The 26,651-nt window shown below is 72.1% G+C and carries 26 protein-coding genes and 1 riboswitch; of the genes, 12 read left to right on the top strand and 14 right to left on the bottom strand.

Translation table 11 applies throughout. The features are described from left to right. Positions 1 to 105: 105 nt before the first annotated feature. Positions 106 to 996 carry an aminodeoxychorismate lyase gene (locus Q0Q23_RS05495; protein WP_295120606.1) on the bottom strand — a complete coding sequence of 297 codons (891 nt, stop codon included), beginning with the start codon at positions 994 to 996 and terminating at the stop codon, positions 106 to 108. A 73-nt stretch (positions 997 to 1,069) separates the two neighbouring features. Beyond that, a complete protein-coding gene (locus Q0Q23_RS05500; RefSeq protein WP_295120609.1) occupies positions 1,070 to 1,363 on the bottom strand; it encodes an acylphosphatase in 294 nt (97 codons plus the stop codon). A gap of 32 nt (positions 1,364 to 1,395) precedes the next feature. Between Q0Q23_RS05500 and Q0Q23_RS05505 the strand changes: the two genes are divergently transcribed. Next, positions 1,396 to 2,958, top strand: coding sequence for a methyltransferase (locus Q0Q23_RS05505; RefSeq protein ID WP_295120612.1), 1,563 nt, complete (start codon positions 1,396 to 1,398; stop codon positions 2,956 to 2,958). Here the strand turns inward: Q0Q23_RS05505 and Q0Q23_RS05510 are convergent. After that, positions 2,921 to 3,421 carry a metallophosphoesterase gene (locus Q0Q23_RS05510; protein WP_363316238.1) on the bottom strand — a complete coding sequence of 167 codons (501 nt, stop codon included), beginning with the start codon at positions 3,419 to 3,421 and terminating at the stop codon, positions 2,921 to 2,923. The two genes, Q0Q23_RS05505 and Q0Q23_RS05510, sit on opposite strands and share 38 nt — an antisense overlap. 48 nt (positions 3,422 to 3,469) lie before the next feature. Between Q0Q23_RS05510 and Q0Q23_RS05515 the strand changes: the two genes are divergently transcribed. After that, positions 3,470 to 4,501, top strand: coding sequence for an aldo/keto reductase (locus tag Q0Q23_RS05515; RefSeq protein ID WP_295120615.1), 1,032 nt, complete (start codon positions 3,470 to 3,472; stop codon positions 4,499 to 4,501). Between the two features lie 157 nt (positions 4,502 to 4,658). Here the strand turns inward: Q0Q23_RS05515 and Q0Q23_RS05520 are convergent, their stop codons facing one another. Then, positions 4,659 to 5,252, bottom strand: coding sequence for an NADPH-dependent FMN reductase (locus Q0Q23_RS05520; protein WP_295120617.1), 594 nt, complete (start codon positions 5,250 to 5,252; stop codon positions 4,659 to 4,661). 165 nt (positions 5,253 to 5,417) lie between these two features. Here Q0Q23_RS05520 and Q0Q23_RS05525 point away from each other — a divergent pair, with 165 nt between their 5' ends. Next, the gene (locus Q0Q23_RS05525) at positions 5,418 to 5,687 is read left to right on the top strand and encodes a hypothetical protein (protein WP_295120620.1); all 270 of its coding nucleotides are present in this window, start codon (positions 5,418 to 5,420) and stop codon (positions 5,685 to 5,687) included. A gap of 73 nt (positions 5,688 to 5,760) precedes the next feature. Next, entirely contained in the window at positions 5,761 to 8,799 is a 3,039-nt protein-coding gene (locus Q0Q23_RS05530; RefSeq protein WP_295120624.1) for a helix-turn-helix transcriptional regulator, read from the top strand. Between the two features lie 24 nt (positions 8,800 to 8,823). On the opposite strand, the gene Q0Q23_RS05535 is transcribed toward Q0Q23_RS05530, so the two are convergent. Further along, positions 8,824 to 9,240 (bottom strand): TraR/DksA C4-type zinc finger protein, encoded by a 417-nt coding sequence (locus Q0Q23_RS05535; RefSeq protein WP_295120627.1) that lies wholly within the window; start codon positions 9,238 to 9,240, stop codon positions 8,824 to 8,826. Positions 9,241 to 9,311: 71 nt separating this feature from the next. Between Q0Q23_RS05535 and Q0Q23_RS05540 the strand changes: the two genes are divergently transcribed. After that, positions 9,312 to 9,602, top strand: a complete 291-nt coding sequence (locus Q0Q23_RS05540) for a hypothetical protein (RefSeq protein WP_295120631.1) — start codon at positions 9,312 to 9,314, stop codon at positions 9,600 to 9,602. Positions 9,603 to 9,638: 36 nt separating this feature from the next. Here the strand turns inward: Q0Q23_RS05540 and Q0Q23_RS05545 are convergent, their stop codons facing one another. The 4 genes from Q0Q23_RS05545 to Q0Q23_RS05560 all read right to left on the bottom strand — a co-directional run bounded on the left by Q0Q23_RS05545 (position 9,639) and on the right by Q0Q23_RS05560 (position 12,813). Beyond that, entirely contained in the window at positions 9,639 to 10,127 is a 489-nt protein-coding gene (locus Q0Q23_RS05545; RefSeq protein WP_295120634.1) for a glutathione peroxidase, read from the bottom strand. Between the two features lie 73 nt (positions 10,128 to 10,200). Then, positions 10,201 to 11,103, bottom strand: coding sequence for a sulfurtransferase (locus Q0Q23_RS05550; RefSeq protein ID WP_295120637.1), 903 nt, complete (start codon positions 11,101 to 11,103; stop codon positions 10,201 to 10,203). A gap of 77 nt (positions 11,104 to 11,180) precedes the next feature. Then, complete coding sequence (locus tag Q0Q23_RS05555) at positions 11,181 to 12,566, bottom strand: L-serine ammonia-lyase (RefSeq protein WP_295120640.1); 1,386 nt, start codon at positions 12,564 to 12,566, stop codon at positions 11,181 to 11,183. A 76-nt stretch (positions 12,567 to 12,642) separates the two neighbouring features. Beyond that, positions 12,643 to 12,813: a hypothetical protein gene (locus Q0Q23_RS05560; protein WP_295120643.1), complete on the bottom strand. Its 171-nt coding sequence runs from the start codon at positions 12,811 to 12,813 to the stop codon at positions 12,643 to 12,645. A 485-nt stretch (positions 12,814 to 13,298) separates the two neighbouring features. Between Q0Q23_RS05560 and Q0Q23_RS05565 the strand changes: the two genes are divergently transcribed. After that, positions 13,299 to 14,336, top strand: a complete 1,038-nt coding sequence (locus Q0Q23_RS05565; protein ID WP_295120646.1) for an ATP-binding cassette domain-containing protein — start codon at positions 13,299 to 13,301, stop codon at positions 14,334 to 14,336. Continuing rightward, positions 14,333 to 15,151 carry an ABC transporter permease gene (locus Q0Q23_RS05570; protein ID WP_295120651.1) on the top strand — a complete coding sequence of 273 codons (819 nt, stop codon included), beginning with the start codon at positions 14,333 to 14,335 and terminating at the stop codon, positions 15,149 to 15,151. The genes Q0Q23_RS05565 and Q0Q23_RS05570 overlap by 4 nt, the downstream gene beginning before the upstream one ends. A gap of 89 nt (positions 15,152 to 15,240) precedes the next feature. Here the strand turns inward: Q0Q23_RS05570 and Q0Q23_RS05575 are convergent, their stop codons facing one another. Further along, positions 15,241 to 18,507: a BTAD domain-containing putative transcriptional regulator gene (locus Q0Q23_RS05575; RefSeq protein WP_295120654.1), complete on the bottom strand. Its 3,267-nt coding sequence runs from the start codon at positions 18,505 to 18,507 to the stop codon at positions 15,241 to 15,243. Positions 18,508 to 18,564: 57 nt separating this feature from the next. Here Q0Q23_RS05575 and Q0Q23_RS05580 point away from each other — a divergent pair, with 57 nt between their 5' ends. The 3 genes from Q0Q23_RS05580 (at position 18,565) to Q0Q23_RS05590 (ending at position 20,011) form a co-directional block, all read left to right on the top strand. Further along, the gene (locus Q0Q23_RS05580; protein ID WP_295120657.1) at positions 18,565 to 19,146 is read left to right on the top strand and encodes a trans-aconitate 2-methyltransferase; all 582 of its coding nucleotides are present in this window, start codon (positions 18,565 to 18,567) and stop codon (positions 19,144 to 19,146) included. A gap of 191 nt (positions 19,147 to 19,337) precedes the next feature. After that, complete coding sequence (locus Q0Q23_RS05585) at positions 19,338 to 19,571, top strand: FitA-like ribbon-helix-helix domain-containing protein (protein ID WP_295120659.1); 234 nt, start codon at positions 19,338 to 19,340, stop codon at positions 19,569 to 19,571. Further along, complete coding sequence (locus tag Q0Q23_RS05590) at positions 19,568 to 20,011, top strand: type II toxin-antitoxin system VapC family toxin (RefSeq protein WP_295120662.1); 444 nt, start codon at positions 19,568 to 19,570, stop codon at positions 20,009 to 20,011. Before Q0Q23_RS05585 ends, Q0Q23_RS05590 begins: the two co-directional genes overlap by 4 nt. A gap of 6 nt (positions 20,012 to 20,017) precedes the next feature. On the opposite strand, the gene Q0Q23_RS05595 is transcribed toward Q0Q23_RS05590, so the two are convergent. After that, positions 20,018 to 20,617, bottom strand: coding sequence for a CoA-binding protein (locus tag Q0Q23_RS05595; protein WP_295120665.1), 600 nt, complete (start codon positions 20,615 to 20,617; stop codon positions 20,018 to 20,020). After that, complete coding sequence (locus Q0Q23_RS05600) at positions 20,614 to 21,912, bottom strand: O-acetylhomoserine aminocarboxypropyltransferase/cysteine synthase family protein (RefSeq protein ID WP_295120668.1); 1,299 nt, start codon at positions 21,910 to 21,912, stop codon at positions 20,614 to 20,616. The genes Q0Q23_RS05595 and Q0Q23_RS05600 overlap by 4 nt, the downstream gene beginning before the upstream one ends. A 113-nt stretch (positions 21,913 to 22,025) precedes the next feature. Beyond that, a riboswitch (guanidine-III (ykkC-III) riboswitch) is annotated at positions 22,026 to 22,091 on the top strand. An 11-nt stretch (positions 22,092 to 22,102) separates the two neighbouring features. Between Q0Q23_RS05600 and Q0Q23_RS05605 the strand changes: the two genes are divergently transcribed. Then, positions 22,103 to 22,417 (top strand): multidrug efflux SMR transporter, encoded by a 315-nt coding sequence (locus Q0Q23_RS05605; RefSeq protein ID WP_295120671.1) that lies wholly within the window; start codon positions 22,103 to 22,105, stop codon positions 22,415 to 22,417. Between the two features lie 80 nt (positions 22,418 to 22,497). On the opposite strand, the gene Q0Q23_RS05610 is transcribed toward Q0Q23_RS05605, so the two are convergent. Together Q0Q23_RS05610 and Q0Q23_RS05615 are read right to left on the bottom strand one after the other, a co-directional pair. Beyond that, entirely contained in the window at positions 22,498 to 24,087 is a 1,590-nt protein-coding gene (locus Q0Q23_RS05610) for a protease pro-enzyme activation domain-containing protein (RefSeq protein WP_295120674.1), read from the bottom strand. 58 nt (positions 24,088 to 24,145) lie between these two features. After that, positions 24,146 to 25,783: a dolichyl-phosphate-mannose--protein mannosyltransferase gene (locus Q0Q23_RS05615; protein ID WP_295120677.1), complete on the bottom strand. Its 1,638-nt coding sequence runs from the start codon at positions 25,781 to 25,783 to the stop codon at positions 24,146 to 24,148. A gap of 25 nt (positions 25,784 to 25,808) precedes the next feature. On the opposite strand from Q0Q23_RS05615, the gene rsmI reads away from it, so the two are divergent. Beyond that, positions 25,809 to 26,630: a 16S rRNA (cytidine(1402)-2'-O)-methyltransferase gene (gene rsmI / locus Q0Q23_RS05620; RefSeq protein ID WP_295120686.1), complete on the top strand. Its 822-nt coding sequence runs from the start codon at positions 25,809 to 25,811 to the stop codon at positions 26,628 to 26,630. Positions 26,631 to 26,651 lie beyond the last annotated feature (21 nt).

The following is a 26,651-nucleotide window of genomic DNA, read 5'->3' on the forward strand; positions in this document are numbered from 1 at the left end:
CGAGCGTGTCGCCGACGGAGGAGATCCACGCGAATCCCGCCCCGATCTCCTCCGCTGACTGCGGCTCGCCGGCGCGCCGGAACAGATCTCCTCCGCTGGCCGCAGTCAGTGCGTGCGCGAGAGCAGGTAGCGGTTCAGGTCGGCCGTGAGCTCCGCGTCCACCGGGTACTCCCGACCGTCGAGGTGCGTGATGGGCGCGGCCTGGCGCACGCTGGAGACGAGCCACAGAGCATCGGCCGCCTCCAGCTCGTCCTGGGCGATCTGCCGGTACTCCGTCGCGTAGCCGCGCTCCTCGAAGAACGCGAACACGGCCGCCTGCGTCGTGCCAGCCAGGATCCCCTGGTCGGTCTGCGGGGTGCGGACGACACCGTCGGCCAGCAGGATGACGTTGGAGGTCGGCCCCTCCAGCGCGTACCCGTCGGAGCTGATGAAGATCACGTCGTCCGCACCGCGCCGGGCGGCCTCCCGCTGGGCAGCGCGGTTGACGGCGTACGAGAGGGTCTTGGCCCCCGCGAGCAGCCACGGGGAGGTCTCGGCGACGTCGTGCCGCAGGCCGCGGTCCAGCGCCACCACCGAGATGCCGAGGCGCTGCTGCGTGAAGTCCTCGCCTTCGTCCACGAAGATCCAGCCGCTCGGAGCGCCCGTGCCCTCGATGCCGCGCGAGTAGATCAGCTTGGCGAACAGCTCGCCGCCGTGGCCGTTGCGCGACCGGTAGTCGGCGATGCCCGCCAGCACCGCCTCGTGCCATACGTGCTCCGCGGGCGCGGGCAGGTCGAGCAGCTCAGCCGAATGGGCCAGCCGCATCAGGTGCGGGCCGAGCGCCTGCGGGTGCCCATCGATCACGGCGATCGTCTCGAAGACGCCGTCGCCGCGGGTGACGGCCAGATCGGTGATCCGCACCTGCGGCGCGTCGAAGTCGGCGAGGGCGAAGCCGGGGTCGCCGGGTGCGGGCTCTCCGGTGGGCGCGGTGATGGTCAGCAGGGTTGCGCGGCTCATGGCCCTATTGTGCCCCTCGGCGGCGGCACGGCGTCAGACGCCGCCGCGCCGCGCCGGTGCTCGATCGTCGCACCTACTCGGTCTGGCGGATGCGGAACGCGTCGTCGCCGTCGGGCCGCGCCTCCGACACCTCCACCGCGTCGACCCGGCTGCCCGGCGGACCGGCGCGCAGCCACTCGATCATGCTCTCGACCCGAGCGGCGTCGCCCTCCACCTCCACTTCGACGGTGCCGTCGCTGCGGTTGCGGGCCCAGCCTGCCACGCCGAGCCGGTGGGCCTCCTCGCGGGCGCTCCAGCGGAAGCCGACGCCCTGCACCGTCCCGGTCACCACGGCTCGCCTGCGCACGACGCTATCTCGGGAAGTCACAGCGCCCATTGTGCTCCTGGTTGAATGGATCCGTGAGTTCAGCCGCCGTCTCCGCTCTCCGCTCCGACCTCCGCGCCGCCGGCTTCACCGTCGATGGGCTCACCGACCTGTGGGGCGAGCAGGCGTCCGCCGCGCTGTTCCGCGGGAGGCGCGTGCCGGCCGAGCGGGCGCTGGCCGCGGCGTCGGCCGGGCCGCTGGGCACGCTCGCCGCCCTCTTCGTGCTCGGGCGGCCGGTGGCACGGGCGGAAGCCGCTGCGGCGCTGCCGGAGCTCGGCGTCGAGGGTGCGACCGGGCTCGGTCTCGTCGTCGGCGGCGAACGCGTCGAACCCGCTGTCGATCTCCGCCCCTACGCGTTCGTCGATTCGGTCGGGCCGGCCGAGTGGTGGATCGTCTCCGACCTCGGCGAGCTGGCGCTCGGCGGCGCGCTGCCCGAAGACCACGTCCTCGGCGTCGGCGGCGCCTCCCTGACCCTGAGCGGCCTGATGCTGCAGCGGCCGGTGGGCTCCGCGCTCGACCTGGGCACCGGCTGCGGCATCCAGGCGCTGCACGCCTCCCGCCACGCGCAGCGCGTGGTCGCGACCGACATCTCCCCGCGCGCCCTCCGGCTCGCGGCCCTCAACGCCGAGCTCAACGAGGTCGCGGGGATCGAGTTCCGGCTGGGCAGCCTGTTCGAGCCGGTGGCTGGCGAGACCTTCGACCACATCGTCTCCAACCCGCCCTTCGTCATCACGCCGCGGGTCGAAGGGGTGCCCGCGTACGAGTACCGCGACGGCGGCATGGTCGGCGACGCCCTGGTCGCGGCGTTCGTCGCCGGGTGCGGCGCGCACCTCGCACCGGGGGGCGTCGCACAGCTGCTCGGAAACTGGGAGTACCGCGGAGCGGGCGACGCGCTCGACCGGGTGCGCGGCTGGGTGGACGATTCGTCGCAGCCGCTCGACGCCTGGGTGATCGAGCGCGACGTGGAGGGCGCCGCCCAGTACGCGGAGACCTGGATCCGCGACGGCGGCACCCTGCCGGGCACACCGGAGTTCGACCGGCTCGAGGCGGCGTGGCTCGACGACTTCGCAGCCAGGGACGTGCGGGAAGTGGGGTTCGGCTACGTCCTGCTGCGGCGTGCCGACGGTGTGCCGACGCTCCGCCGGTTCGAGCGCAGACACGGCTCCCTGGGCGCCGACGAGGCGGGCCTCGGCGTGCATCTCGGCGCCTGCCTCGCCGCGCACGACGCTCAGGCCGCGCTCGATGACGACGCACTCGCGACCCTCCGGCCGACGGTCGCGCCCGACGTGACGGAGGAACGTCACCTGTGGCCGGGCGCCGACGCCCCGACGGCGATCCTGCTGCGCCAGGGCGGCGGCTTCGGCCGCGTGGTCTCCGCCGACACCGGCCTCGCAGCGCTCGTCGGCGCCTGCGACGGCGAGCTGAGCGTCGGCGCGATCGTGGCCGCGCTCGCGCAGCTGCTGGAGGTCGACGAGGAGGCGCTCCGTGCCGACCTCCTGCCCGCCGTCCGCGCCCTGCTCGTCGACGGCCTCCTCACCCTCCCGTCGGCGGCCGGACCGCTCAGCGGGGTGGAAGGGAGACCAGGCGCACGTCGGTGAGGCGGGCGTCGGCGACCTCGGCGGTCAGGTAGGTGCAGAACGGCTGACGGCGGCGGTCGGTGGGGGAGCCGGGGTTCAGGAGGCGCAAGCCGCCCGGCGAGACCGTGTCCCAGGGGATGTGCGAATGCCCGAACACGAGCACGTCCGTCTCGGGGAAGTCGCGTTCGCAGCGATGCTCGCGCCCTGCTGCCGGGCCGGTCTCGTGCACGACCGCGAACCGCAGGCCGCCCAGTTCTGCGCGCGCGACCTCCGGAAGCCGGCGCCGCAGCCCGGGCCCGTCGTTGTTGCCCCAGACGCCGATGAGCCGCCGGGAGCGCTCCTCGAGGAGATCGAGCGTCGCCTCGTCGACCCAATCGCCCGCGTGGATCACGACGTCCGCCTCGGCGATCGCGGCGAGCAGCTGCGGCGGCAGCGCCCTGGCCCGCTTGGGCACGTGGGTGTCGGACAGCATCAGCAGCTTCACGGTGGCAAACGGTAGGCGAAAACGCCGCGCGAGGCTAGCGTCGGGTCCATGGACCTCAGGACCCTCGGAAACAGCGGAACGATCGTGTCCGCCTTCGCCCTCGGCACGATGACGTTCGGAGCGGAGGCCGACGAGCCCACCTCCCACGCCATCCTGGAGCGCTACCTCGACGCCGGCGGCACCCTCGTCGACACCGCCGACGTCTACAGCTCGGGTGTGTCGGAGTCGATCATCGGGCGCTGGCTCGCCCGCAACCACGGCCGCCGCGATCAGCTCGTCATCGCCACGAAGGGCCGGTTCCCGATGGGGGAGGGGCCGAACGACCTCGGCCTCTCGCGAACGCACCTGCGCAAAGCCCTCGACGACTCGCTGCGCCGGCTGGGCGTCGACCACATCGATCTCTACCAGCTGCACGCCTGGGACGCCCTCACCCCGCTCGACGAGACGCTCCGCTTCCTCGACGACGCGGTCACGGCGGGCAAGATCGGGTACTACGGGTTCTCCAACTACCTCGGCTGGCAGCTGACCAAGGCCGTGGCCGTCGCCGACGGCTACGGGTTCGTCCCTCCGGTCACGCTGCAGCCGCAGTACAGCCTCCTGGTGCGGGGGATCGAGCACGAGATCGTGCCGGCCGCGCTCGACGCGGGCGTCGGTCTGCTGCCGTGGTCGCCGCTCGCGGGCGGCTGGCTGAGCGGCAAGTACCGCCGCGACCAGGCGCCGACCGGCGCGACGCGCCTGGGTGAGAACCCGAAGCGCGGCATGGAGGCCTTCGACGCCCGCAACGCCGACCCGCGCACCTGGGAGGTCATCGACGCCGTGCAGGCCGTCGCGGAGGAGACCGGGTCGAGCATGTCCCGGGTGGCGCTGGCGTGGCTGGTCGATCGTCCGGCCGTGACGAGCGTCATCCTGGGCGCGCGCACGGTCGAGCAGCTCGACGACAACCTCGCCGCGGCCGACCTGGTGCTCAGCGAGGAGCAGCGCAGCCGTCTCGACCGGGTGAGCGAGCCGCGCACCGAGGTGTACCCCTACGGGCCGCAGGCGGTCGCGCAGCGGCACCGCAAGCGCGAGGGCGGCCGCTGAGCGCTGCAGGGGGGGCGTGACGCGCCGCCACCCGATCGGGAGAACGGCGTGTCGCGTCCCCTCTGCGCCCCGGCGGCGCCGCTCGCGCCGTGCGCGACGGCCTCGCCCGGCAGGGCGACGCTGCGCGGCTCGTCGGCATCCTCCAGGAGCACGGGCGTCACCGCGGCGGCGGGACGACGGTCAGCACGCGCTCGATGTACTCGAAGAACGACACCATGAAGCCGCGCAGGAATGCCTCGGTCGACTCGTCGGTGACCACGCCCTCGTCGTCGATCAGCCCGGGCCGCAGCTGGATGTAGGCCTCCGGCGCGTTCATCTGCGGAGCCTGCAGGAAGCTGAGCACGCTGCGCAACTGCTGCTGCGCCACCGCGGTGCCGATCGCCCCCGTGGAGGCCCCGATCACGGCGGTCGCCTTCCGCGCGATCACATTCTCCCCGTGGGGCCGGCTCGCCCAGTCGATCGCGTTCTTCAGCGCGCCAGGGATCGACCGGTTGTACTCCGGTGTGACGAAGAGCAGGGCCTCCTGCGCGGCGATCGACGCCTTGTAGTCGCGGGCGACCTGCGGGAAGTCGCCGTCCAGGTCGCGGTTGTAGAGCGGCAGGTTCCCGATCGCGATCTCGGTGAAGACGAGCTCGTCGGGGGCGAGGCGGAGGAGGGCCTTCGACAGCCTCCGGTTGATGGAGACCGAGGAGAGGCTCCCGACGAAGTAACCGACGCGATAGGGAGGCCGGAGCTCGTTGATCGTTGCCATGAGGTCAGCTTGCTCCGGCGGTCGCACACTGTCGAGTCCCTGCCTCCCCGATCGACGTAGGAGGAGAGAGCGGACCGGAATAGGGCATCTTCCCGATGTGGGAGGGGGGCCTTAGCGACGAGTCTGAGGGAGTCGAAGAAAGCAGTGGAACGAAGGGTGAGGCTCATGATGCTGTCCGAGGAGTTCGTCGCCGGGCGCGTGTTCGAGGGGGATGTCCGCCGTGCGGAGCGGGAGCGCGATCTGCTGCGCCGCGTCCGTGAGCAGCAGGCCGGGCGGCGCGCGGAGCGGGCCACCCGGCGCGCTGCACGCGACGACGTTCGTGCGGCGGCGAGCACGGGCCGCAGCGCGGCCTCGATCCCCGTCGCCCCGGCCGCCGTGCCGGCCGCAGAAGCCCCGGCCGAGCTGCAGCGGGAGCTCGCCCGCGCCGGGCGATGAGGTTCGTTCTGCCCTCCGCGAAGCCGGGCGCGCGGGAGGTGAGGATGTCGGTGGTGCGTGGCACGATGAGGCCATGCGATCACCGGCGTCCAGCCCCACGATGATCGGACGCGAGTCCGATCTCGAGGCGCTGCGCGATGAGCTCCGTGCCGTCGAGCAGGTCGGCGGCCTCCGCGCCGTCGTCGTCGGAGGAGAGGCCGGAATCGGCAAGTCCCGGCTGCTCGCGGAGTTCCTCGCCGAGGCCGAAGGGTCGGCGACGGTACTTCTCGGGAGGTGCGTCGATCTCGGCAACGACGGGGCGCCGTACGCGCCCTTCGCGAGCATCCTGCGCCGGCTCATCGAACTGCGCGGGCTCGACACCGTGCTCGCGGCCGCCGGGCACGGCGCCGGCGTCCTCCCGGTGCTGCTGCCCGAGCTCGCCGACGACTCGGCCGTGCCCGCCCGCACCGGCGCCGAGCGGCTCTACGAGCTCGTGACGGTGCTGTTCGAGACGCTGTCGGCCGACCGGCCCCTCGTGCTCGCCGTCGAAGACATCCACTGGGCCGACTCGGCGACGCTCGAACTCCTCCGGTTCCTCGTGCGCATGGCCGAGCGCGGGCGCATCCTCGTGCTGCTCAGCTACCGCAGCGACGAGGTCGGGCGTGGGCACCCCCTGCGGTCGTACCTCGCCGAGCTCGAGCGCACGCGACGGCTCACGCGGTGGGAGCTCTCACGGCTCGGCCGCGACCAGGTGGAGGCCCTGATCGCCCGGCTGCTCGGCTGCGAGCCCGACGCGGCGACCGTCGAGCGCGTCTACGAGATGAGCGAGGGCGTGCCCTTCTTCGTCGAGGAGCTCATCGGGATCGACGGGCTCGTGACCGGAGAAGACCTCCCCGAGACGTTGCGCGAGCTGCTCCTGGCGCGGTTCGAGAAGCTCAGCGAGCCCGCCCAGCAGCTGCTGCGCCTGGTGTCGGCGGGCGGGGTCTGCGTCGACCACGAGCTGCTGAGCGCGGTCTTCGAGGGAACGGCCGACCAGCTCGACGCGGCGGCTCGCGAGGCCGTGGTCGCCAACGTTCTCGCTGCCGACACCACCGAGTACACGTTCCGCCACGCGCTCGTTCGGGAGGCGATCCACGCCGATCTCCTCCCGGGCGAGCGCAGCCGGTACCACCGGCGGTTCGCCGAGGCGCTGGAAGCCGGCCCGCAGCGCTCCGCCACGCAGCTGTCCACGCACTGGCTGGCCGCGCACGACCTGCGGCGGGCGTTCATCTCCTCGCTCGAGGCGATGGAGGAGGCGCGCCGTTCGTACGCGTACGCCACCGCCGCGGCGATGGGCGATCGCGCCCTCGAGCTGTGGGACAGCGTGCCGGACGCCGCCGAGCTCGGCAGGGGTGCGCTCGGCATCACCAGCCGCACCGAGCTGCTCGCACGCACGGCTTCTGCGCTCCGCAACGCGGGCGACAACGAGCGGGCACTGGCGACGGTGAACGCCGCCCTCGACTCGGCCGTCGAGCTGCCGCCTGCCCGGTATGCCCGCCTCCTGCGCGACAAGGCCCAGTACCTCATGAACCTCAACCGGCCGGGAGTCATCGAGCTGCTGCAGCAGGCTCTGGAGGCCGTTCCGCCGGGATCGCTGCCGCCGGCAGACGGACTGCGTCCCCAGTTGCTCACCGAGCTCGCCGCGCGCTACATGCTGGCGGCGCGCTTCGATGAGGCGATCGCGCTCACGACCCGGGCCATCGACGAGGTCGGCGGCGCGCAGGCGGTCGGCGGCGCGGAGTCCGCCGGAGGTGCCGAGGCGCTCCTCTCGGTCGCGCACAACATCCGCGGCAGTTCCCTGGTGGCCGCGGGGTCCGTCGACCGGGGACTGGCCGAGCTCGACGAAGCGGGACGGCTCGCCGAGCGAGACCCCGCCGCGTCGCTGCGCTACGCGGTCAACGCGTCGGACGCCATGAACACCCTGGGCCGCTACGAGGAGGCCGTGGCCCTCGCGGAGCGCGGAGCCCGCGAAGCGCGCGCCCGCGGTGTCGAGCGCACGTCCGGGGTCATCCTCTCGTCGAACGCCGTCGAGCCGCTCCTGGCCCTCGGTCAGCTCGACCGCGCCGAAGCCATGCTCGATCCGGCGCTCGCGCTCGACCCTCCACCGAGCTTCCGCGCGCATCTGCAGCGCATGAAGCTGTGGCTGACGCTCTGGCGGGGCGACCTCCACAGCGCGGAGAATCTGCTGCGCCGCTGGCACGGCGGCCTGCGCACGCTCGGCGAGCTGGAGGTGCAGTCGGAGCTGGGCGTCGCCCGGCTCGTCGCCGAGCTGGCGATCGCACGCGGCGACCATCTCGGAGCGTGGGAGGCGACCGCTCCCGTCCGCGCGCAGGCGCACCCCCGCCTCCCGGCGTCCGACCTCCCGGTGCTCGCCGCTGCCGCGCGGGCGCTCGCAGACGGCGCCTTCAGTACGTCCCGCACGGCGCCCGCGGCCGACGGCGAGGGCCAGACCGCTGAACGCGACGTCGTGGCGGAGGTGGCCCGCCTGGACCAGGTGCTGGCCGCCATCGAGACCTGGCCGACCGCGGTGGTCTGGGGTCCGGTGATCCGCGCCGAGCTCGCCACGGCTCTGGCCGCGGCGGGTGCCGCCGACGCGGACACGCGCGACGGGGTGGGCGCTGTGCGCGACCCGGCCCGGTTCGACGCCGCCCGCGCCGCCTGGGATGCCGCTGTCGCAGCGACGGCCATCCCGCTGGCGCCGGTGCACCTGCACCCGTACGCGCTCGTGCGCGCAGCCCGTGTCGCCCGGGCCGCCGGCGACAGCGGAGCGGTCGAGCAGCTGGCCGGCGCGGCCCGGGCCGAGGCCGATCGCCGGGGCTTCGGGCTGATGAGCGACGCCGCGACCGCTCTCGCCTCGTCGCGGATCCCGCGCGTAGCGCACGGCACCGGGGGAGTCGGCCCCGGGGCTCCGCTCACCGAGCGTGAAGAGCAGGTGCTCGCCCTCATCGAGCAGGGGCTCAGCAACAAGCAGATCGGCGAAGCGCTGTTCATCTCCGCCAAGACCGCGAGCGTGCACGTCTCGAGCATCCTGCGCAAGGTGGGCGCGTCCAGCCGGACCGAGGCGGTCTACCGCGCCGCCCGCGCCTCCCGCTAGTTCGCGCCGGGACGTCTACGCGGGTCAGCGCTCCGCGGCGACCGCGCAGACGATGCACAGCTCGGTCGTCGGGCGCGCCTCGAGCCGCTGCACTCCGATCGGCCGTCCGCACGACGCGCACGTGCCGTAGCGTCCGAGGCGGATGCGTTCCCGAGCGGCATCGACGGCGGTGATGTCGGCCGCCGAGTCGGAGCGCAGTGCGTGCAGGCGGCTCCATTCCGAGCTGAGCGTCGGGCCCTCCGGGTCGTGCTCGTCGTCGGCGGTCGACTCCGACCGCGACGACAGCAGGCTTCCCAGCGCCTCGGCGTGCCGTTGAGATTCGGCGACGTCCCGGCGGCGCCGCTCGTCGAGCATCCTGTCGAAGCGTTCCAGCTCGTCGGCGGTGAGGCCGGATTCCTGGATGATGTAGAGCTCTCGTGTGTCCGGTGATTCGGTGTGCATCGGCGCACCCCCTTCCGATCCCGCCGTGTCAGCGTACGACATAGTAGACCTGCCCGCCGTAGGCTCGGCGCGTGCCTTCGTTTCGTGTGATCATCCCGGTCGGGCGGCTGCGCAGTGACGTGCCGGCCACCTCCATCGAGCCGGCCGCCGCAGCGGCCACCGCCGAACGCGCGACGGTCGAGGCGACGAGCGTCGACGTCGTGAGCCGGGAGGCGCGGCTCACGGTCCGGTTCACCGCCGACCGCGCCGATGAAGCGCTGGCGGTGGCCGAGCACACCGTCGCCGCGGTCCACGCTCTTGCGGAGACGGGAGCGTGGCGGCTCACCGAGCGCGTCGGCGGCCGGTGGTTCCGCCGCGCCTGAGCACGCCTCCGCGCCCTGCGGGCCGGGAACGGGGGATCAGGCGACCGCCGGGAGGGATGCCTCGATCAGTCCGACGATCCGCGGATCGTCCGGCTCGGTCTGCGGACGGAAGCGATGCACCTCGCCGTCGGGCGTGATGACGAACTTCTCGAAGTTCCACTTGACCTTGCCGGCTTTGCCGTCTGCGTCGGGATGGGTGGTCAGCTCGGCGTAGAGCGGGTGCGCGTTGCGCCCGTTCAGCCGCACCTTCTCCATCATCGGGAAGGTGACGCCCCAGGTCGTCGAGCAGTATTCCTTGATCGCGTCCGTCGAGCTCAGCTCTTGCAGGAACTGGTTGCTCGGGAAGCCGATGACGGTGAAGCCGCGGTCGCCGTACGTCTCCTGCAGTCGCTCGAGCTTCTCGTACTGCGGTGCGAGTCCGCAGCGGGAGGCGACGTTGACGACGAGGATCACCTTGCCCGCGTACTCGGACAGGCTGCTCGGCGCCCCGTCGATGGTGTTGAACGGAATATCCATCAGGGTCATGCTCCGAGCCTACGTCCCGCAGTGGCACCGAGTGCCCGATTGCGGTGAAGACCCAGGTCACCGCGAAGCGGGATCACAGACTCGCCAGCGGAGCCTCCGGGTCGGACGCCCACTCGTTGAGCGAACCGTCGTAGACCGTGACGTCGTGGCGGCCGAGGACGGCGAGCGCGAGCGCGTCCGCGGCGGCGGCGATACCACCTCCGCAATAGGCGATGATCGGGTCGGGAGAGGCGAGCACGTCGGCGAAGAGCTCGCGCAGTTGGGCACGGGGCAGGAACGCGTTCGTCGCCCGGTCCACCAGCCGCAGAGCGGGCGCGCTCACGCTGCCCGGGATGTGCCGGGCCGCGAAGTCACGCGGGGCGGTGCCGCAGACCAGCGTTCCCCGGCGTTCGCCGGAGAGGAGGGCTGCAACGTCGTCCGTGTCGCTCCAGAAGCCGCTGAGCTCGGCGGCCGGGAAGGCGTCTGCCGCGACCGGCGCGACCTCGCCGGTCTCGAGCGGGCGGTCCTCGCCGCTCCATTTGGTGACACCGCCGTCGAGCACGGCGACCCGGTCGTGCCCGAACGAACGGAACAGCCACCAGAGCCGCGACGCCCACTGCCCGACGGAGGCGTCGTAGATCACGACGGTGGTGTCGGCGCCGACGCCGAGCGCGGCGGCCGCGTCCGCGAACGCCGCGGCGGTCGGACGGGTGAACGGGAACCGCCCGGACGGGTCGCTGAAGGGGTCGAGCAGATCGGCGAAGACGGCACCGGGCAGGTGTCCCGCGCGGTGCTGCTCCGCGCCGCGGAGATAGGAGACGACTCCGTCGGCTCCCGGCGACGCCACCACCGTCGCATCGATGACGACCAGCCCTTCGGAGCCCAGATGGTCGCAGAGCCACTGCGTCGACACGAGCGGCCCGGCGAGCGCGGCGCCGAGCGGAGTGCTCCGGGGGTCGCGGGACGGAAGCGGGCGATCGTCGGTCGTGATGCTCATGCGGACCACGCTAACGGCGGCCGCCGACGCTCCCAACGGCCTGCGCAACCGGGCGTAACGCGGCGCCCGTGCGCGGCTCAGCACTCGATGACGTTGACCGCGAGGCCGCCCTCGCTGGTCTCCTTGTACTTGGTCGACATGTCGAGGCCGGTCTGCCGCATCGTCTCGATCACGGTGTCGAGCGACACCAGGTGCGAACCGTCGCCGTGCAGCGCCAGGCGGGCCGCCGAGACGGCGGTGGAGGAGGCGATCGCATTGCGCTCGATGCAGGGGATCTGCACGAGGCCGCCGACCGGGTCGCAGGTCAGACCCAGGTGGTGCTCCATCGCGATCTCCGCTGCGTTCTCGACCTGCTTCGGCGTTCCGCCGAGCACGGCGCAGAGCGCGCCGGCCGCCATCGCGCAGGCCGAGCCGACCTCCGCCTGGCAGCCGCCCTCCGCTCCCGAGATCGAGGCGTTCGCCTTGAACAGCGAGCCGATGGCGGTCGCTGTGAGCAGGTACGTGCGGATGCCCTCCAGCGACGCGCCCGGCACGAAGCGCAGATAGTAGTGCGCGACGGCGGGGACGATGCCGGCGGCGCCGTTCGTCGGAGCGGTGACCACCCGCCCACCGGAGGCGTTCTCCTCGTTGACCGCCAGCGCGAACGCGTGCAGCCACTCCAGCGACGTCGCGCGTCCCGGCTCGTCCTGCACCCTCTCGAGGTGCTCTCGCATCGCGGCGGCGCGTCGCTTCACTCCGAGGCCGCCCGGGAGGGTGCCGCCGCCGGCGAGCCCGCGTGCGACGCACTCGGCCATGGCCTCCCAGATCAGGTCGAGCCGCGCATCGGTGGCCTCGGCGCCGTGCAGGGCGACCTCGTTGCGTCGGGCCACCTCGCAGATCGGGATGTCGAGCCGCTCGCAGATCGCGAGGAGCTCTTCGGCGGAGTCGTACGGGAGGGGGTGTGCGGCTCGCGCCGCGAGGTCGGCCTCCTCGCCGTCGCGGCGGATGAACCCGCCGCCGATCGAGTAGAACGTCTCCTCGCGCAGCGGCAGCGGTTCGCGCGCGCCATCGGCGGAGCGCCCCCATGCCCGAAGCGTGAGCGCGTTCGGGTGGCCGGGGAGTCGCGTGCGCGGCTCGAAGGCGATGTCGTCCTTCGATAGCGGGATCTCGTGCAGCCCGGCCAGCGGCAGCGTCGCGCCCGGTTCGATGCCGGACCAGGCGCCGCGCACGTCCTCCGGGCGGCAGTTCTCGGGCTCGTTGCCGCGCAGGCCTGCGACGACGGCGTCCGGGGTGCCGTGTCCGATCCCGGTGGAGCCGAGCGATCCGTAGAGCGTGCAGGTGACCTGGTCGACGCGGTCGAGGAGGCGGTCGGCGAGGAGTCGGTCGGCGAACGCCTTCGCGGCCCGCAGGGGTCCGACGGTGTGCGAACTCGAAGGACCGATGCCGATCGAGAACAGGTCGAAGGCGGAGACGTACGCTGTCACTTCATCAGTGTACGTCGGTCTGTGCGCGGGATTCCGGCGCCAGGTTGCACATCCGCGCAGCTATCGTGCGTGGGGATCAGGTCTCGCGCGGATACACCCGGGCATCGCCCGGAAGGCACCATGCGCTCTCCAGCCTGCCGTCGAGCGCCGAGTACTCGATGAGGAACTGACCGCCTTCGTCCGGTCCTTCCACGACGACTCCGGGGCGATCCCCGAGCCACACGGTGCTGCCGACTCCGATGTCCATGCCGGTCAGGATACGCGTGCTGGTCGCTAACGGAGGAGATCGGCGGCCGGGGCCGGGCGATTTGAGGCTACCGGAGGAGATCGCCCCCGGACGGCACCGGATCTCCTCCGTTGCCGACCCCGCGAACCTGTGCGGCTGCACCATTGATCGCGTGCCGACCGGAGGAGATCCAGCCGGGATGGCACCGGAACTGCTCACTTGCCTGCGCCCGTCCGGCGTGGCGCGCCGAAGCTCCTCCGTTCCCGGCGCGAAGCAACTTGAGCGTCTCGTCGCGTCTCCGCGGGTCGCCCGCCCGCGCTGGGGCGCGTCCGCGAAGGCGGCCGGCGTCGCATCGGTCCGCGACCTGCGCTGACCCCGGCCGCCGCTCACGGCCTGATCTCCTACCGTCGCTTTCACCCCGGCGGTAGCTCTGTAAGCACGCCGTAAGCGCCGTGTAAGCGCGCCCGGCGAGCATCGACGCATCCACCTCATCAGGAAGGACCACCATGACTCGCAGCACCGAGTGGGCCGTCGAGGCCCACGGGCTCGTCAAGGTCTTCGGCGACAACCGCGCGGTCGACGGCGTCGACCTCACGGTCCGCGCCGGCACCGTCTACGGTGTCCTCGGCCCGAACGGGGCCGGCAAGACCACCACCATCTCCATGCTCGCCACCCTGCTGCGGCCCGACGGCGGCGACGCGTTCGTCTTCGGCCACGACATCCGCACGGAGCAGCAGGTCGTCCGCCAGCTGCTCGGCGTCACCGCCCAGTTCGCCTCGGTGGACGAGACGCTCTCGGCCAACGAGAACCTCATGATCTTCGCCCGCCTGCTCGGCCTGAGCGGTCGCGAGGCGAAGGCCAAGACCGCCGAGCTCCTCGAGGAGTTCGGGCTGACGGACGCCGCCAAGCGGCCGCTCAAGAAGTTCTCCGGCGGCATGCGACGCCGTCTCGACCTGGCGGCCAGCCTCATCGCGCAACCGCCGCTGATCTTCCTCGACGAGCCGACCACCGGTCTCGACCCGCGCACCAGGGCGCAGATGTGGGACACCATCCGCCGCCTGGTCGCCACCGGTTCGACTGTGCTGCTGACCACGCAGTACCTCGACGAGGCCGACCAGCTCGCCGACCGCATCGCGGTCATCGACCGGGGCCGGGTCGTCGCCGAGGGCACCGCAGACGAGCTCAAGGCGTCCGTCGGCGAGTCCTCGCTGCAGCTGCGGCTGGCCGACTCCAGCGACATCGAGGACGCCCGCCGTGCCATCGCCGCCGTGCTGGGGGTGGAGGCCGTGGTCTCGCCGGAAGGCTCGCGGCTCACCGCGCCGATGCGCGAGGCGGACGCCGTCACCGACCTGTTCGTCACGTTCCGCGAGGCGGGCATCCACCTGCAGGAGATGTCGGTGCAGAAGCCGACGCTCGACGAGGTCTTCCTGACGCTCACCGGCCACGGCGTGGAGGACGAGGAGACCGCGGACCAGGAGTCCGCCGAGACCGGGCAGGACGCTGCATCAGAAGGAGCCACTACATCAGAAGGAATACGGGCATGAGCGCCATCGCCACCATCACCCCGCCCGCCGAGCGGAACCTGAAGAACCACGTCGGTCTCGGCCAGACGTTCTCGAACACGCTCACCATGGCCCACCGTGGCCTCCTGAAGATCAAGCGGACGCCCGAGCAGCTGTTCGACGTGACGCTGCAGCCGATCATCTTCACGATCATGTTCGCCCTGCTGTTCGGCGGTGCGATCACCGGGAGCGTCTCCAACTATCTGCCGTACCTGATCCCCGGCATCCTGGCGCAGACGGTGATCACGACCTCCGTGGTCACCGGTGTGCAGCTGCGGGAGGACATGGACAAGGGCGTCTTCGACCGCTTCAAGTCCATGCCGATCGCGCGGATCGCGCCCCTCTCCGGGGCACTGCTGGCGGACACGCTGCGCTACGCCATCGCCACGACGATCACGTTCATCACCGGGTTCTTCATGGGCTACCGTCCCGCGGCGGGCCTCGGCTTCGTGATCCTCGCCGGACTGCTCGTCATCGTGTGCGCGTGGGCGATCAGCTGGATCTTCGCCTTCTTCGGCGTGATCGCACGCACGGCCGGATCGGTCCAAGGCATCTCGTTCCTGGTGCTCTTCCCGCTGACGTTCTTCTCGAACGCGTTCGTGCCGGTGTCGTCGCTGCCCGACTGGCTGCAGTGGTTCGTGAACGTCAACCCGGTCTCGCATCTGGTGACCGCGGTCCGCGACCTCGCCAACAACGGCACGTTCGGCGCCGACGGCTGGTGGGCGCTCCTGGGCGCCACGGTCATCGTCGCGGTCTTCGCGCCCCTCACCGTGCGCGCCTACATGCGGAAGGCGTAGCCTCCGCCCCCGATCAGCGGCCGTCGTCTCCTGCGGAGGGAGGCGGCGGCCGCTCTGCTGCTCACCGACAGGAGATCCTGTCCTGCCCCTCAGCCTCGGGCATCGGCCAGCACCGCCAGCCCGCGCACGGCCGCCGCATCCCGCGTCAGCCCCGCCGCCGCCGCCTGCGCCGCGGCCAGCCGCTCATCGCCCCACACGCGACGCACCCGCGCCGCGAGCGGGCCGCGCCGCAGGCTCTCGATGTCCTGCCGGGAGTTCGACCGCTCGGCCAGCGCGAACAGCTCCAGGCCGCTGTCGACCCACGGGTCGCCGTGCGCCGCTGCGACCTCGGCGTCGAGCATCCAGATCGCGTAGCCGAGGAGCCCGGTGCCGACGACCGGCTTGTCCAGGTAGGGCGGGCTCAGGCGCCCGTTCACCAGCACGCGTGTCCGCAGCCGCCGGGCCGCCGCCTCCGTGTCCTCCCGGTCCAGCAGGTCCGGGGCCGCCTCCTGCGCACGCAGCCGGGCCGCGACCAGCGCGGCGCCGAGGATCGTGAGCCACGGGTTGGCGACCGCGTCGCGCCCCGCCGAAGTGTCGTCGAGGTAGACGCCGATGGCCTCCTCGTAGAGCCGCACGCCCGCGCTGAAGTCGCCCTCGGCCAGCGCGATCTCCGCCATGCCGGCGAATCCGATGCCGTGGTAGTCGACGTAGTCGAAGCCGGTGCGGTCGACCTCTTCGTAGAGGTAGTTCTCGAGCAGGATCCGCCCGCGCGCGATGTCGCCCGCCGAGATGGAGTTGACCGCGATCAGCCAGTCCAGCTGCCGCAGGTCGCCGGTGGCCTGGAGCAGCGCCAGGCCGGCGTGCGCCCGCTCGGCCCACTCGAGCGCCTCGCGCGGGTGGGCCAGCTGGCTGTGCAGCTGGGCGAGCGCCTGCGCCGCCGACGCGATCGACCAGGCGTCCTCCGCCTCCCGGGCCTTGGCGTGCGCGTGGGAGGCCGTGACGAGGGCATCGTCGAGCTCGCCGGCGTTCTCCTGCAGCTGCGCCGTGAGGAGGCTGCCCATCGCCGCCAGCTCCGGGTCGTCCGAGCGGCTGAACTCGGCGAGCAGGCGCATGCCCGGTTCGACATGACCCGCCGAGAGCACCAGGCCGGCGATCGCGTCGAGGCGCGGGTCGCCGAACGGCCGTTCGCGCCGCAGCCTCCGCAGGCGCGAGATGGCGCGGACGGCGGTGCGCAGCCCGGCGTAGAGGAACGTGCCGCCGACCAGCGCGTAGCACGCCGCCGCCGCGTCGCGGTCGTCGCCGTCGGGCTCCCAGCCGTCGAGCGCATCCATCACCGCCGGCCCGAACCCCAAGACCTCGGTGTGCATGCTCCGCAGCGACCAGTAGTAGGCCAGCAGCGCGAACACGGCGGCCGCGATCTCCGGCCGCCGCCCGTCGATCGCCGAGCGCAGCACCGCGACCAGATTGTCCTGCTCGGCTGTCACGCGCGCGAACGTCGGCACCTGCGCGGGGCCGTGCATGTGCGCGAGGGCATGGCGTGCGAAGCCGACGGCCCACGCGTCCACGCCGTCGCGGACCTCGCCGGTCTCGCCCGCCGAAGCGAGCTCCCGTTCGCCGAACTCCCGGACGGTCTCGAGCATGCGGTAGCGGAGGATGCCGGTGGCCGCGTCCTCCGACACCGTCACGAGCGATTGCGCGACGAGCGCGTCGAGGTCGTCGAGGACGGATGCGCCGCCCGTGCCGGCGACGGCCTCCGCCGCATCGGTGCTGAAGCCGTCGGGGAAGACCGAGAGCCGGCGCATCAGCGACTGCTCGGACGCTCCCAGCAGGTTCCAGCTCCAATCGATGACCGCGAACAGGGTGCGATGACGTTCCGGGGCCGTGCGATCGCCTCCGGTCAGCAGCGCGAACCGGTTGCCCAGGCGGCGTGCGATCTCCTCCACCGACAGTGAGCGTGTCCGGGCGGCCGCGAGCTCGATGGCGAGGGGGAGGCCGTCGAGCCGTTCGCACAACCGGGCCACGGCCTCCGGAGGCAGCACGACGCCCGGCCGCGCCGCCCTCGCCCGCTCGGCGAACAGCCGAGCTGCGGGCCCGTCGTCGTCGGAGGGCAGCGGGCCGAGGGCGTAGACGCGCTCGGCGCCGATCGCGAGCGGCGCGCGACTCGTGGCGAGTACCCGCACTGTCGGGGTCGACGAGAGGATGTCCTCGATGTAGGCCGCTGCGGCATCCACGATGTGCTCGCAGTTGTCGACGATGAGCAGGGTCTCACGCTCCGAGAGCAGCCCCAGGATCCGCGAGCGCAGATCGAGCTGGGCTCCGGGCTCGGCGAGGCGGGTGGTCCGGGCCTCGCGGATGCCGAGCGTGGAGGCGAACGCCAGCTCCACGTCGTCGCCGGTCCGCACGCTCGCCAGCTCGACCAGGATCACCGCCGGCGTGTGGATGGCGCGCTGGCCGACCTCGTTCGCCAGCCGCGTCTTGCCCAGCCCGCCGGCGCCGAGGATCGTGGTCAATCGGGAGGTCGCGACGAGGTCCTCGACGGCGTCGAGGTCGTACTCGCGGCCGACGAGCGCGTTCGGGGCCGTGCGCAGCCCGATGCGGACCCGGCGGGGCGCGGCGGCCTCGCGATCGTCCTCCTCGGCGAGGAGCTGCGCGTTCAGGGCGACCAGTTCGGGGCCGGGGCGCGTGCCCAGGCGGTCGAGGAGGGCCTCCTTCAGCTCGGCGAACGCCAGCAGGGCGTCGCTGCGCCGTCCGGCGTCGGCGAGGGCGCGCATCCGCTCGGCGTGCAGAGTCTCGTCGTACGGGCGCTCCGCGAGCAGGCGCTGGAGGTCCGCCAGCGCTGTCGCCGTGTCGCCGCTCTCGCGGGCCGCGCCGGCGCGCACCGCCAGCAGGTCGGAGCGCAGTTCGCCGGCCGCCCGCGCGAGCTCGTCGGCCAGCCGCGTTCCGCCCAACTCCAGCCCGGGCTCACCGCGCCACAGCAGGAGGCCCGTGTTCGCGACCCGTGCGGCCTCAGCCGGGTCGCCCGCCGCGCGCGCGGCACGCGCCTGCCCGAGCAGTGCGCGCGCGAGTCCGAGGTCGGTGCGGTCGGCCGCGACCGCGAGTGCGTAACCGGACGGCGTCGACTCCAGCAGGCCGTTCGCGGTGGCCGTCCGCACGCGGGAGACCAGCGTCTGCAGCGCGGCACGTTCCTGGCGTGGCGGGGTGTCGTCCCAGAGGTCTTCGACCAGTGTCGCGACCGACGCTGTTCCGTCGGCCAGCACCAGCGCGACGAGGAGGCTCTTGCCGCGCGTGCCCGGCGGCTCGGCGAGCGTGCCCGTGCGGTCTTCGGCGAGCACCGGGCCGAGCACGGCGACACGGAGGCTGGCGGGCGCGGATTCCACTCGCCGATCTTAGCCAGCGTGGCACACCGCTCGCGGCACCGCGCGTAGGCTCAGCCCATGGCGTTCGACTGGTCCCGCTTCTACGAGAAGCAAGGCGGACGCGGGGTGCGCCCCACGTTCGAGGCGGCACTCGACGCGTGGGACGGCGCTCCGGGGTTCGCGGTCGATCTGGGCTGCGGTGACGGTGTGGAGACGCGCGAGCTCGCCGAGCGCGGCTGGAGCGTGCTGGCGGTCGACGCGGACCCCGGCGTCGACGACCGGGTGCGGGCGGGGCTCTCTCCGGAGGCGTCCGCGCGGGTGGAGACCCGGCGGGCAGCGTTCGAGGCGCTCGGCGAGCTGCCGCGGGCGGAGATCGTCTACGCCGGGTTCGCGCTCCCGTTCTGCGACCCCACGCGGTTCCCCTATCTGTGGGCCGACATCCGCGACGCGATCGAGCCGGGCGGCCTGTTCGCGGGGGAGCTGTTCGGGCCGCACGACGAGTGGTTCGGGCGGCCCGGGATGAACTTCCACGACCGCAGCGGCGTGGAGGCCATGCTCACGGGGCTCGAGGTGCTCCGCCTGGTGGAGGACGACCGCCGCGGGATGTCGTTCGAGGGGCCCAAGCACTGGCACGTGTTCCACATCGTCGCGCGCGCCTGAGCGGCGGTGGACGGTCGGCTCCTCCTCCACAAGGCGCAGGCCGTGCGACTTGTCCACGGTTTCGCGCGACGCGTCCGCAGGCCGTCGCCCGTCGGACACGATGGACGCAGTGAGCACGCGTTCGTGCTCGCGTCCCGCCTTCGACGCTCAGGAGACCTGCACAATGCCATCACTGCTGCTAAAGTGCATGCATGCCCATTTCGATCACCATCCGGTCCGTTCCCGACGATGTCCGCGACGAACTCGCGGCGCGCGCGGCGCGGTCGGGACGCTCACTCCAGGAGTACCTCGTGCATGAACTCACCCGGCTGGCGGGCAAGCGACCCATCGACGACGTCCTCGACGGCATCCGCCGCCGCGCCGAGCACTTCCCTCCGATCGACAGGGAGGTCGTCCTCGACATCATCGCCGGAGGTCGCGAATGATCGGCGTCGCACCCGGCCTACCCGAGACGGTCGTCGTCGATACGAGTGCACTGGTCGGCCTGCTCATCGACCCCTCCGAGGCCGGCCGGGCCGTCGCGGAACGGCTGCGCGGTCGCGATCTGGCCGCCCCCGACCTGATATTCGTCGAGGCGGCGAACGTCTTGCGCAGGCTTCGCCTGCGCGGACTGCTCAGCGACGCGGAGGCATCAATGGCGTACGCCGAGCTGCTGGAGCTTCCGATCGAGGTCTGGCCGTTCGAGACGGTCGAGCATCGCGTCTGGGAGTTGCGTCACGGCATGAGCGCGTTCGACGCGACGTTCGTGGCGCTGGCCGAGCTCCTCACCGCTCCTCTCGTGACCAGCGACGGCCGGCTCGCGCGAGCGGCCGAGTCACTGCCCGCCGCCCGGGTTCGGCGAGTGGAGGTGGTCGAAACGCGCTGACGCGCCTCAGCGGATGGTCTTGCGGGATGTGATCTGGCCGGTGTCGAAGCCCAGCAGATGCAAGCCGCCGTGGAAGCGGGCGTGCTCGATCTTGATGCAGCGATCCATCACCACGGTGAGGCCGAGCGACTCTCCGTGCTCCGCGGCCTCCTGGTTCCAGATCCCGAGCTGCACCCAGACCGTCGGGACGCCCAGCGCGGCGGCTTCGTCGATCACGCTCGGGATGTCGGCCGGACGGCGGAAGACGTCCACGATGTCCGGCACCTCCGGAAGCGAGGCCAGGTCGGGATACGCCGGGTGGCCCAGGATCGTGTCGGCGTTGGGATTGACGAAGTACACGCGGAAGTCGGTGGACTGCAGCAAGTACGTTCCCACGAAATAGCTCGAGCGGGTCGGATTGGACGACGCCCCCACGATCGCCACGGACTTCGCCGCGCGGAGGATGCGCAGTCGTTCCTTGGCGTCCGGTCCGGTCCAGGTGCGCTGCGACTTGAGCAGCTTCGCCAGCGGCGAGTCCGAGGGAAGCGAGCAGCTGAGTCCGTTCACGAGCTGCACGTCGGTCAGGTCGGTTCCCGATGTGGCTGTCGCCGCGTCCGTCGTCGTCATGCTGCCGTCTCCTTCAGCGCCGCGCTCAGCGCTTGGTCCAGATCGTAGATGATGTCGTCCACGTCTTCGATGCCGACGCTGATGCGCACGACGCCGGGGAGGACGCCCGCGTCGAGGAGCTGCTGCTCGGTCAGCTGCGCGTGCGTGGTCGAGGCCGGGTGGATGACGAGGGTCTTGGCGTCGCCGATGTTCGCCAGATGGCTCGCCAGGTTGAGCGACTCGATGAGGCGCTGGCCGACCTCCCGGCCGCCCGCCACCACGAACGAGAACACGCTGCCCGGCCCCTGAGGCAGGTACTTCCGCGCCCGGTCGTGGTGCGGGTGCTCCGGCAGCCCGGCCCAGTAGACCTTCTCGATGCGGGGGTCGGCGTCGAGCCATTCGGCGACCGCGCGCGCATTGTCCACGTGGGCCTGGATGCGGTACGGCAGCGTCTCGACTCCCTGGGCGAGCAGGAAGGCGGAGTGCGGCGCGAGCGACGGGCCGATGTCGCGCAGCTGCTCGGCGCGCAGCCGCGTGAGGAATGCGTACTCGCCGAAGTTGCCCGACCACTGCAGGCCGCCGTACGACGGGACCGGCTCGCCGAACAGCGGGAACTTGTCGGTGTGCCAGTCGAAGCGACCGCTCTCGACCACGACGCCGCCGAGGGTCGTGCCGTGGCCGCCGAGGAACTTGGTGGCGGAGTGGATGACGATGTCGGCGCCCCACTCGATCGGACGGTTGAGGTACGGCGTCGCGATGGTGGAGTCGATGATGAGCGGCAGCCCGGCGGCGTGGGCCACCTGCGCGAGGCCCTCGATGTCGGCGATCTCGCCGGACGGGTTGGCGATCGTCTCGGCGAAGACGAGCTTCGTGCGGTCGTTGATGGCCGCGGCGTAGTCGGCTGGGTCGGAGCTCTGCACGAAGGTGGTCTCCACGCCGAACCGGCGGAGCGTGACGTCCAGCTGGGTGATCGATCCGCCGTACAGGTTGGCGGACGCGACGATGTGGTCACCCGCGCCGGCGAGCGACGCGAAGGTGATGTACTGCGCGCTCAGTCCGCTCGCGGTCGCGACGGCGCCCAAGCCGCCTTCGAGGCTCGCGATGCGCTCCTCGAACGAGGCCACGGTCGGATTGGCGAGCCGGGAGTAGATGTTGCCGTACTTCTGCAGCGCGAAGCGCGCCGCGGCATCCGCGGTGTCGTCGAAGACGAAAGCGCTCGTCTGGTAGATCGGGAGGGCGCGTGCTCCGGTCACGGGGTCGGGGATGTTGCCCGCGTGGATCGCACGCGTCCGGAAGCCATATTCGCGATCAGCCATGCGGCCACGCTACCCGAGGCCGCCGGGGCACCGGACGCGCTGCTCGTAACACGCGGACATCGACCGGCCGGCCGCGTGCACTGCGTGTGCACAGCGTGCCGCTGTACCGTAGGGGCGATCGCGGCGACGGCGATCCCGGACGACGGTTCAGTACCCGGCACGCGACAAGACTGGCCAAGGAGTCGTCATCGTGTCGTGGATCGTCCTCATCCTCTCCGGCGTGCTCGAAGCCGTGTGGGCCACCGCTCTGGGGAGGTCGGCCGGCTTCACCCGGCTCTGGCCGAGCCTCGTCTTCGCCGTCGCCCTGCTGGCCTCGATGGCCGGGCTCGCCTACGCGATGCGCGAGATCTCCACCGGCACCGCCTACGCCGTGTGGGTGGGCATCGGCGCAGCACTCACCGTGGTCTACGCGATGTTCTTCGGCGGCGATGGCTTCTCGCCGGTGAAGCTGTTGCTCATCCTCGGCCTGGTCGCGTGCGTGATCGGGCTCAAGCTGGTGCACTGACGCCGAGCTGGTGCACGGACGCCGAGCCGCAGTCTTCGTGTCGGGCGATTTGGTCGCGTGGATCGAGCACCCGGCTCATCTCACAGCGCCGCGAGCAGCCGGGCCCCCTCCGGCACCCCGAGGCCGGTGCACGCGTCCCAGCCCGCGACCGCCGTGTACGCGCCGTTGTCGCCGGAGGTGATGTCGCGGAACCCGGCGGCCACCTGTCCGGCCCGTGTCGAGTCGTAGAGCGCGGGCTGCACGAGTCCGAAGCGCTTTCCGGTCGACTGCGCCAGTCGCGCGATCAGTGCCGCCCAGAGCGGTGCGACGGCGCTGGTCCCGCCGATGACAAGGTCCTTCCCGTCGACGCGCACCTGGTAGCCGGTCTGCGGGTCGGCCACCGCCGAGACATCGGGTACGCCGCGGCCACCCGCGCCGTTGGCGTTGCCGCCCGCGTCCGTCCCTCCCGGTCCCGACGGCACTCCGACCGTGCGTTGCCACGACGGGAGGGCGAACACCGCGCTGACACCGCCACCGGTGGCGCCGCCTCCTGCCCCGTTGTTCCACACGGTCTCGGAGCGGACGGTTCCGGTGGAGGTGTCCGCCTCGAGGCGCGTCCCGCCGCAGGCGAGAGCGTGCGGCGACGAGGCCGGGAAGTCGACGTGCGCCTTCCCGTCGCCGACGCGATCGCTGCTGCCGTCGTCGCCGGCGGCGACGGTGGTGGTCACACCGAGCGCCGCGGCGTCCTGCAGCGCCTGGTCGAAGGCGGTGCGTGCCTGCGACGTCCACTGATCCTCCGACTGCCCCCAGCTGATGCTGATGGCCGCCGGGGTCGGTGTCGCGTGCGCCGCGGTGCTGACGGCGTCCAGGAAACCGGCATCGGTGTTGGGTGCGAAGTACACGACGATCGCCGCGCCGGGCGCCAGGGCGCCGGCGACCTCGATGTCGAGCATCACCTCGCCGTCGGCGCCGTTCGGGTCCTGACCCGGCACGTTGGCGCCGCCGTCGACGCCCACCGCCGTGACGGACGGCGTGGGGACGCCGAGGCCGGAGAAGTACGTGTCGAGGTCCGACTGCTCGTAGCCTCCGCCGAGCTCGACGATCGCGATCGTCTGGCCGGTGCCGTCGGTCCCGGCGGGGAAGTCGTAGATCGTGCCGAGCTGCGGCGGCGTGTAGCTCGTCGAGACCGCGGCCGTTCGTGCGACGCGGAACTGGGCGCGTGCCTGCGGGCGGTCGTCGAGCCCGAGAACCGCGGTCACGACCCCGTCGAGCTCGGCGGGGATGCTCAGGCCGCCGGAGCGCTGGCGGTAGCGCGGCGCGTCCGCACCGGCGTCGGCGGGGCGGGACTCGGCGAGGTCGGTTCCGAAGACACGCGCGAGGACCGACGCGGGGCCGGACACCCGCACGCGACGCTCTGCCGCGTTCTCCTCGTCGATCGTCACCCCGAGCCGGGTGAGGGTGGAGACGACGAGCTGCAGGTCCTCCGGCGATGCCCCGTAGCGCTCGCCCAGCTCCTGGGCGGTCATCGGCGACGCGAACGCGTCCTCCGGCAGCGGCGTCCTGCGTCGCAGGATCAGCGTCGCCTGGACGGGCGCTTGCGGCGCGACGGCGCCGTGCGCCTCGTAACCGGTGCGTTCCGGTCGTTCGCTGCCGGGAAGGGGGACGAGGTGTAGCGGCTCTTCGGCATCCATACCCACCGGTCTACCACCGGGGGCCGACAGCCGGAACGGCTCGAGGCGCCGGAAGCGTTCACACCCAGCTGGGCAGCCACATGTGGATCTGCCAGTACCAGAACGGCACCTGCTGCGCCGTCCAGAGCGGCCAGAAGAAGACGCTCACGGCGGTGACGACCGCGAGGAAGACCGCCGTCCAGGCGATGCCGCGCCGCCGTCGATGCTCCGGGTCGGTCCGTCTCCCGAGCACGATGCCGATGACCGCGGCCAGGCCGAGGATCAGGTAGGGCTCGAAGGCGATCGCGTAGAACTGGAAGATCGTCCGGTTGATGTAGAGCAGCCACGGCAGGTAGCCGGCGGCGAGCCCGGTGAGGATGAGGCCGGCCTGCCACTCGCGATAGCGCGCCAGCCGGTAGACGAGATAGAACGCCGCTGCGGCGGCGGCCCACCAGATGATCGGGTTGCCGAGCGAGGTGATCGCCGCCGAGCAGCCGCCCGGGGCGGTGCAGCCGGCCTGCCCGAACGCGTTGCCGGTGTAGTACATGCTCGTCGGCCGGATCATGAACAGCCAGGTCAACGGATTCGCCTGGTACGGGTGGGGCACGTGCAGGTTGATGCTGTAGTTGTACATCTCGGTCTGGTAGTGCCAGAGGTTCTGGAACCAGAGCGGCACCCACGAGAGCGCGCCGGTCCACTGCCCGTGCGCCGACTCCGCCCAGTCGCGGTAGTAGCCGCCGCTGGTGACGAGCCAGCCGGTCCAGGTGGCGATGTACGAGACCAGGGCGATCGGCACCATCAGCACGAAGGTCGCAGGGGCCTGCTTGAGCAGCGAGCCGCTGACGTAGAAGGCGATGCCCTCCCGCCGACGGGCCACCGCATCCACCACGACGGTGTAGACGGCGAAGAACGCGAGGAAGTAGAAACCGCTCCACTTGACTCCGGCGCACAGCCCGGCGAGGATGCCGGCCGCGATCAGCCACGGGCGCCACCAGAGCACCGGCCCCCAAGCGGGGTCGCGCCCGGCCGACCGTTCCGCGGCGACGCGCGCCGCGAGCCGGGTCGCGTGCCAGCGGCGGTCGAGCAGGATGCAGCCGAACGCGAGGAGCGCGAAGAACATCACGATGTCGTCCAGGAGGGCCACCCGGCTCATCACGATGGCGTGCCCGTCGATCGCCATCAGGAAGCCCGCGATGGTCGCCAGGATGGTCGAGGAGAACAGCATCCGCGCGATCAGGAAGACCAGCAGCACCGCGAGGGTCCCGACGACCGCCGTCGAGACACGCCAGCCGAACGAGTTCCCCGCGCCGGTCGCGGCCATCCCGAGCGCGATGATCCATTTGCCGAGCGGGGGATGGGCGACGAACGACGGCGAGGAGGAGAACACGTCGGTGTTCCCTGCGGCGAACGACTGGTCCGCCTTGTCGGGCCAGCTGCCCTCGTAGCCGAGGTGGAAGAGGCTCCAGGCGTCCTTGACGTAGAAGGTCTCGTCGAAGACCAGCACGTGCGGCGAGCCGAGGTCCCACAGGCGCAGCACGGCCGCGAGCAGGGTCACGCCGATCGGGGCTCCCCAGTACCAGAGCTTCAGCCGCAGCGGAGTGCGCAGGACCCGGGCCCACCAGTCGTCGAGCCGGCTCCCGGTGCGCTCGGGTGCGACGTGGGCTGCGGGCGCCGACGAGTGCGCGGTGTCGCCCGCGAGAGGGGAAGGGGAGCTCACCAGGACATCCTGACAGACTGGACCTATGATCATCCTCGCCGCGACGCCGATCGGTAACCTCGGCGACGCCTCCGCCCGGTTGACCGAGGTGCTCGGCTCCGCGACGATCGTCGCAGCCGAGGACACCCGCGTCACCCAGCGGCTCCTGACCGGTCTCGGAATCGACAACCGGCCCCGCCTCATCGCGCTCCACGAGCACAACGAGCGCGAACGCGCGGCGGAACTCGTCGAGCTGGCCCGCGACCAGGACGTGGTCGTGCTCTCCGACGCGGGCATGCCGACCGTCTCCGACCCGGGATTCCCGCTGGTGGAGGCCGCGGCGGCTGCCGGCGTCGACGTCACCGTGATCCCGGGGCCGAGCGCCGTGCTCACCGCGCTCGCCGTCTCCGGTCTCCCGACCGACCGCTTCACCTTCGAGGGGTTCCTGCCCCGCAAGCAGGGCGAGCGGCTCTCGGCGCTCAACGCGCTCGCTGCCGAGCAGCGCACGATGGTCTTCTTCGAGTCCCCGAACCGGCTCGCGGCCTCCCTCGCCGATCTCGCCGCGGTGTTCGGCGCGGACCGCCGGGCCGTGGTCTGCCGCGAGTTGACCAAGCTGCACGAGGAGGTGCGCCGCGCTCCGCTCGCCGAGCTGGCCGAGTGGGCGGCCGACGGGGTGCGCGGCGAGATCGTGGTCGTCGTCGCGGGTGCGCCCGCACGGGAGGCCGACCCGGCGACGGCGCTCGACCAGGTGCTCGCCCTCGTCGCCGACGGCGTGCGCCTCAAGGACGCCGCAGCCGAGGTCGCGGAGGCCACTGGTCTGTCCAAGCGCGACCTCTATCAGGCCGCGCTCGACTCCCGCCACCGCTAGCGCCCAGGAACGTGCCCCTCG

It is taken from the genome of uncultured Leifsonia sp., from assembly GCF_945957465.1.
GTDB lineage: Bacteria > Actinomycetota > Actinomycetes > Actinomycetales > Microbacteriaceae > Leifsonia.

What these genes read in the sequence shown, in the direction of transcription:
- Q0Q23_RS05495 (WP_295120606.1), bottom strand. Translation starts at nt 996, where the DNA reads ATGAGCCGCGCAACCCTGCTGACCATCACCGCGCCCACCGGAGAGCCC.
- Q0Q23_RS05515 (WP_295120615.1), top strand. Translation starts at nt 3,470, where the DNA reads ATGGACCTCAGGACCCTCGGAAACAGCGGAACGATCGTGTCCGCCTTC.
- Q0Q23_RS05520 (WP_295120617.1), bottom strand. Translation starts at nt 5,252, where the DNA reads ATGGCAACGATCAACGAGCTCCGGCCTCCCTATCGCGTCGGTTACTTC.
- Q0Q23_RS05525 (WP_295120620.1), top strand. Translation starts at nt 5,418, where the DNA reads ATGATGCTGTCCGAGGAGTTCGTCGCCGGGCGCGTGTTCGAGGGGGAT.
- Q0Q23_RS05530 (WP_295120624.1), top strand. Translation starts at nt 5,761, where the DNA reads ATGCGATCACCGGCGTCCAGCCCCACGATGATCGGACGCGAGTCCGAT.
- Q0Q23_RS05535 (WP_295120627.1), bottom strand. Translation starts at nt 9,240, where the DNA reads ATGCACACCGAATCACCGGACACACGAGAGCTCTACATCATCCAGGAA.
- Q0Q23_RS05545 (WP_295120634.1), bottom strand. Translation starts at nt 10,127, where the DNA reads ATGACCCTGATGGATATTCCGTTCAACACCATCGACGGGGCGCCGAGC.
- Q0Q23_RS05550 (WP_295120637.1), bottom strand. Translation starts at nt 11,103, where the DNA reads ATGAGCATCACGACCGACGATCGCCCGCTTCCGTCCCGCGACCCCCGG.
- Q0Q23_RS05560 (WP_295120643.1), bottom strand. Translation starts at nt 12,813, where the DNA reads ATGGACATCGGAGTCGGCAGCACCGTGTGGCTCGGGGATCGCCCCGGA.
- Q0Q23_RS05565 (WP_295120646.1), top strand. Translation starts at nt 13,299, where the DNA reads ATGACTCGCAGCACCGAGTGGGCCGTCGAGGCCCACGGGCTCGTCAAG.
- Q0Q23_RS05570 (WP_295120651.1), top strand. Translation starts at nt 14,333, where the DNA reads ATGAGCGCCATCGCCACCATCACCCCGCCCGCCGAGCGGAACCTGAAG.
- Q0Q23_RS05580 (WP_295120657.1), top strand. Translation starts at nt 18,565, where the DNA reads ATGGCGTTCGACTGGTCCCGCTTCTACGAGAAGCAAGGCGGACGCGGG.
- Q0Q23_RS05585 (WP_295120659.1), top strand. Translation starts at nt 19,338, where the DNA reads ATGCCCATTTCGATCACCATCCGGTCCGTTCCCGACGATGTCCGCGAC.
- Q0Q23_RS05590 (WP_295120662.1), top strand. Translation starts at nt 19,568, where the DNA reads ATGATCGGCGTCGCACCCGGCCTACCCGAGACGGTCGTCGTCGATACG.
- Q0Q23_RS05595 (WP_295120665.1), bottom strand. Translation starts at nt 20,617, where the DNA reads ATGACGACGACGGACGCGGCGACAGCCACATCGGGAACCGACCTGACC.
- Q0Q23_RS05600 (WP_295120668.1), bottom strand. Translation starts at nt 21,912, where the DNA reads ATGGCTGATCGCGAATATGGCTTCCGGACGCGTGCGATCCACGCGGGC.
- Q0Q23_RS05610 (WP_295120674.1), bottom strand. Translation starts at nt 24,087, where the DNA reads ATGGATGCCGAAGAGCCGCTACACCTCGTCCCCCTTCCCGGCAGCGAA.
- rsmI (WP_295120686.1), top strand. Translation starts at nt 25,809, where the DNA reads ATGATCATCCTCGCCGCGACGCCGATCGGTAACCTCGGCGACGCCTCC.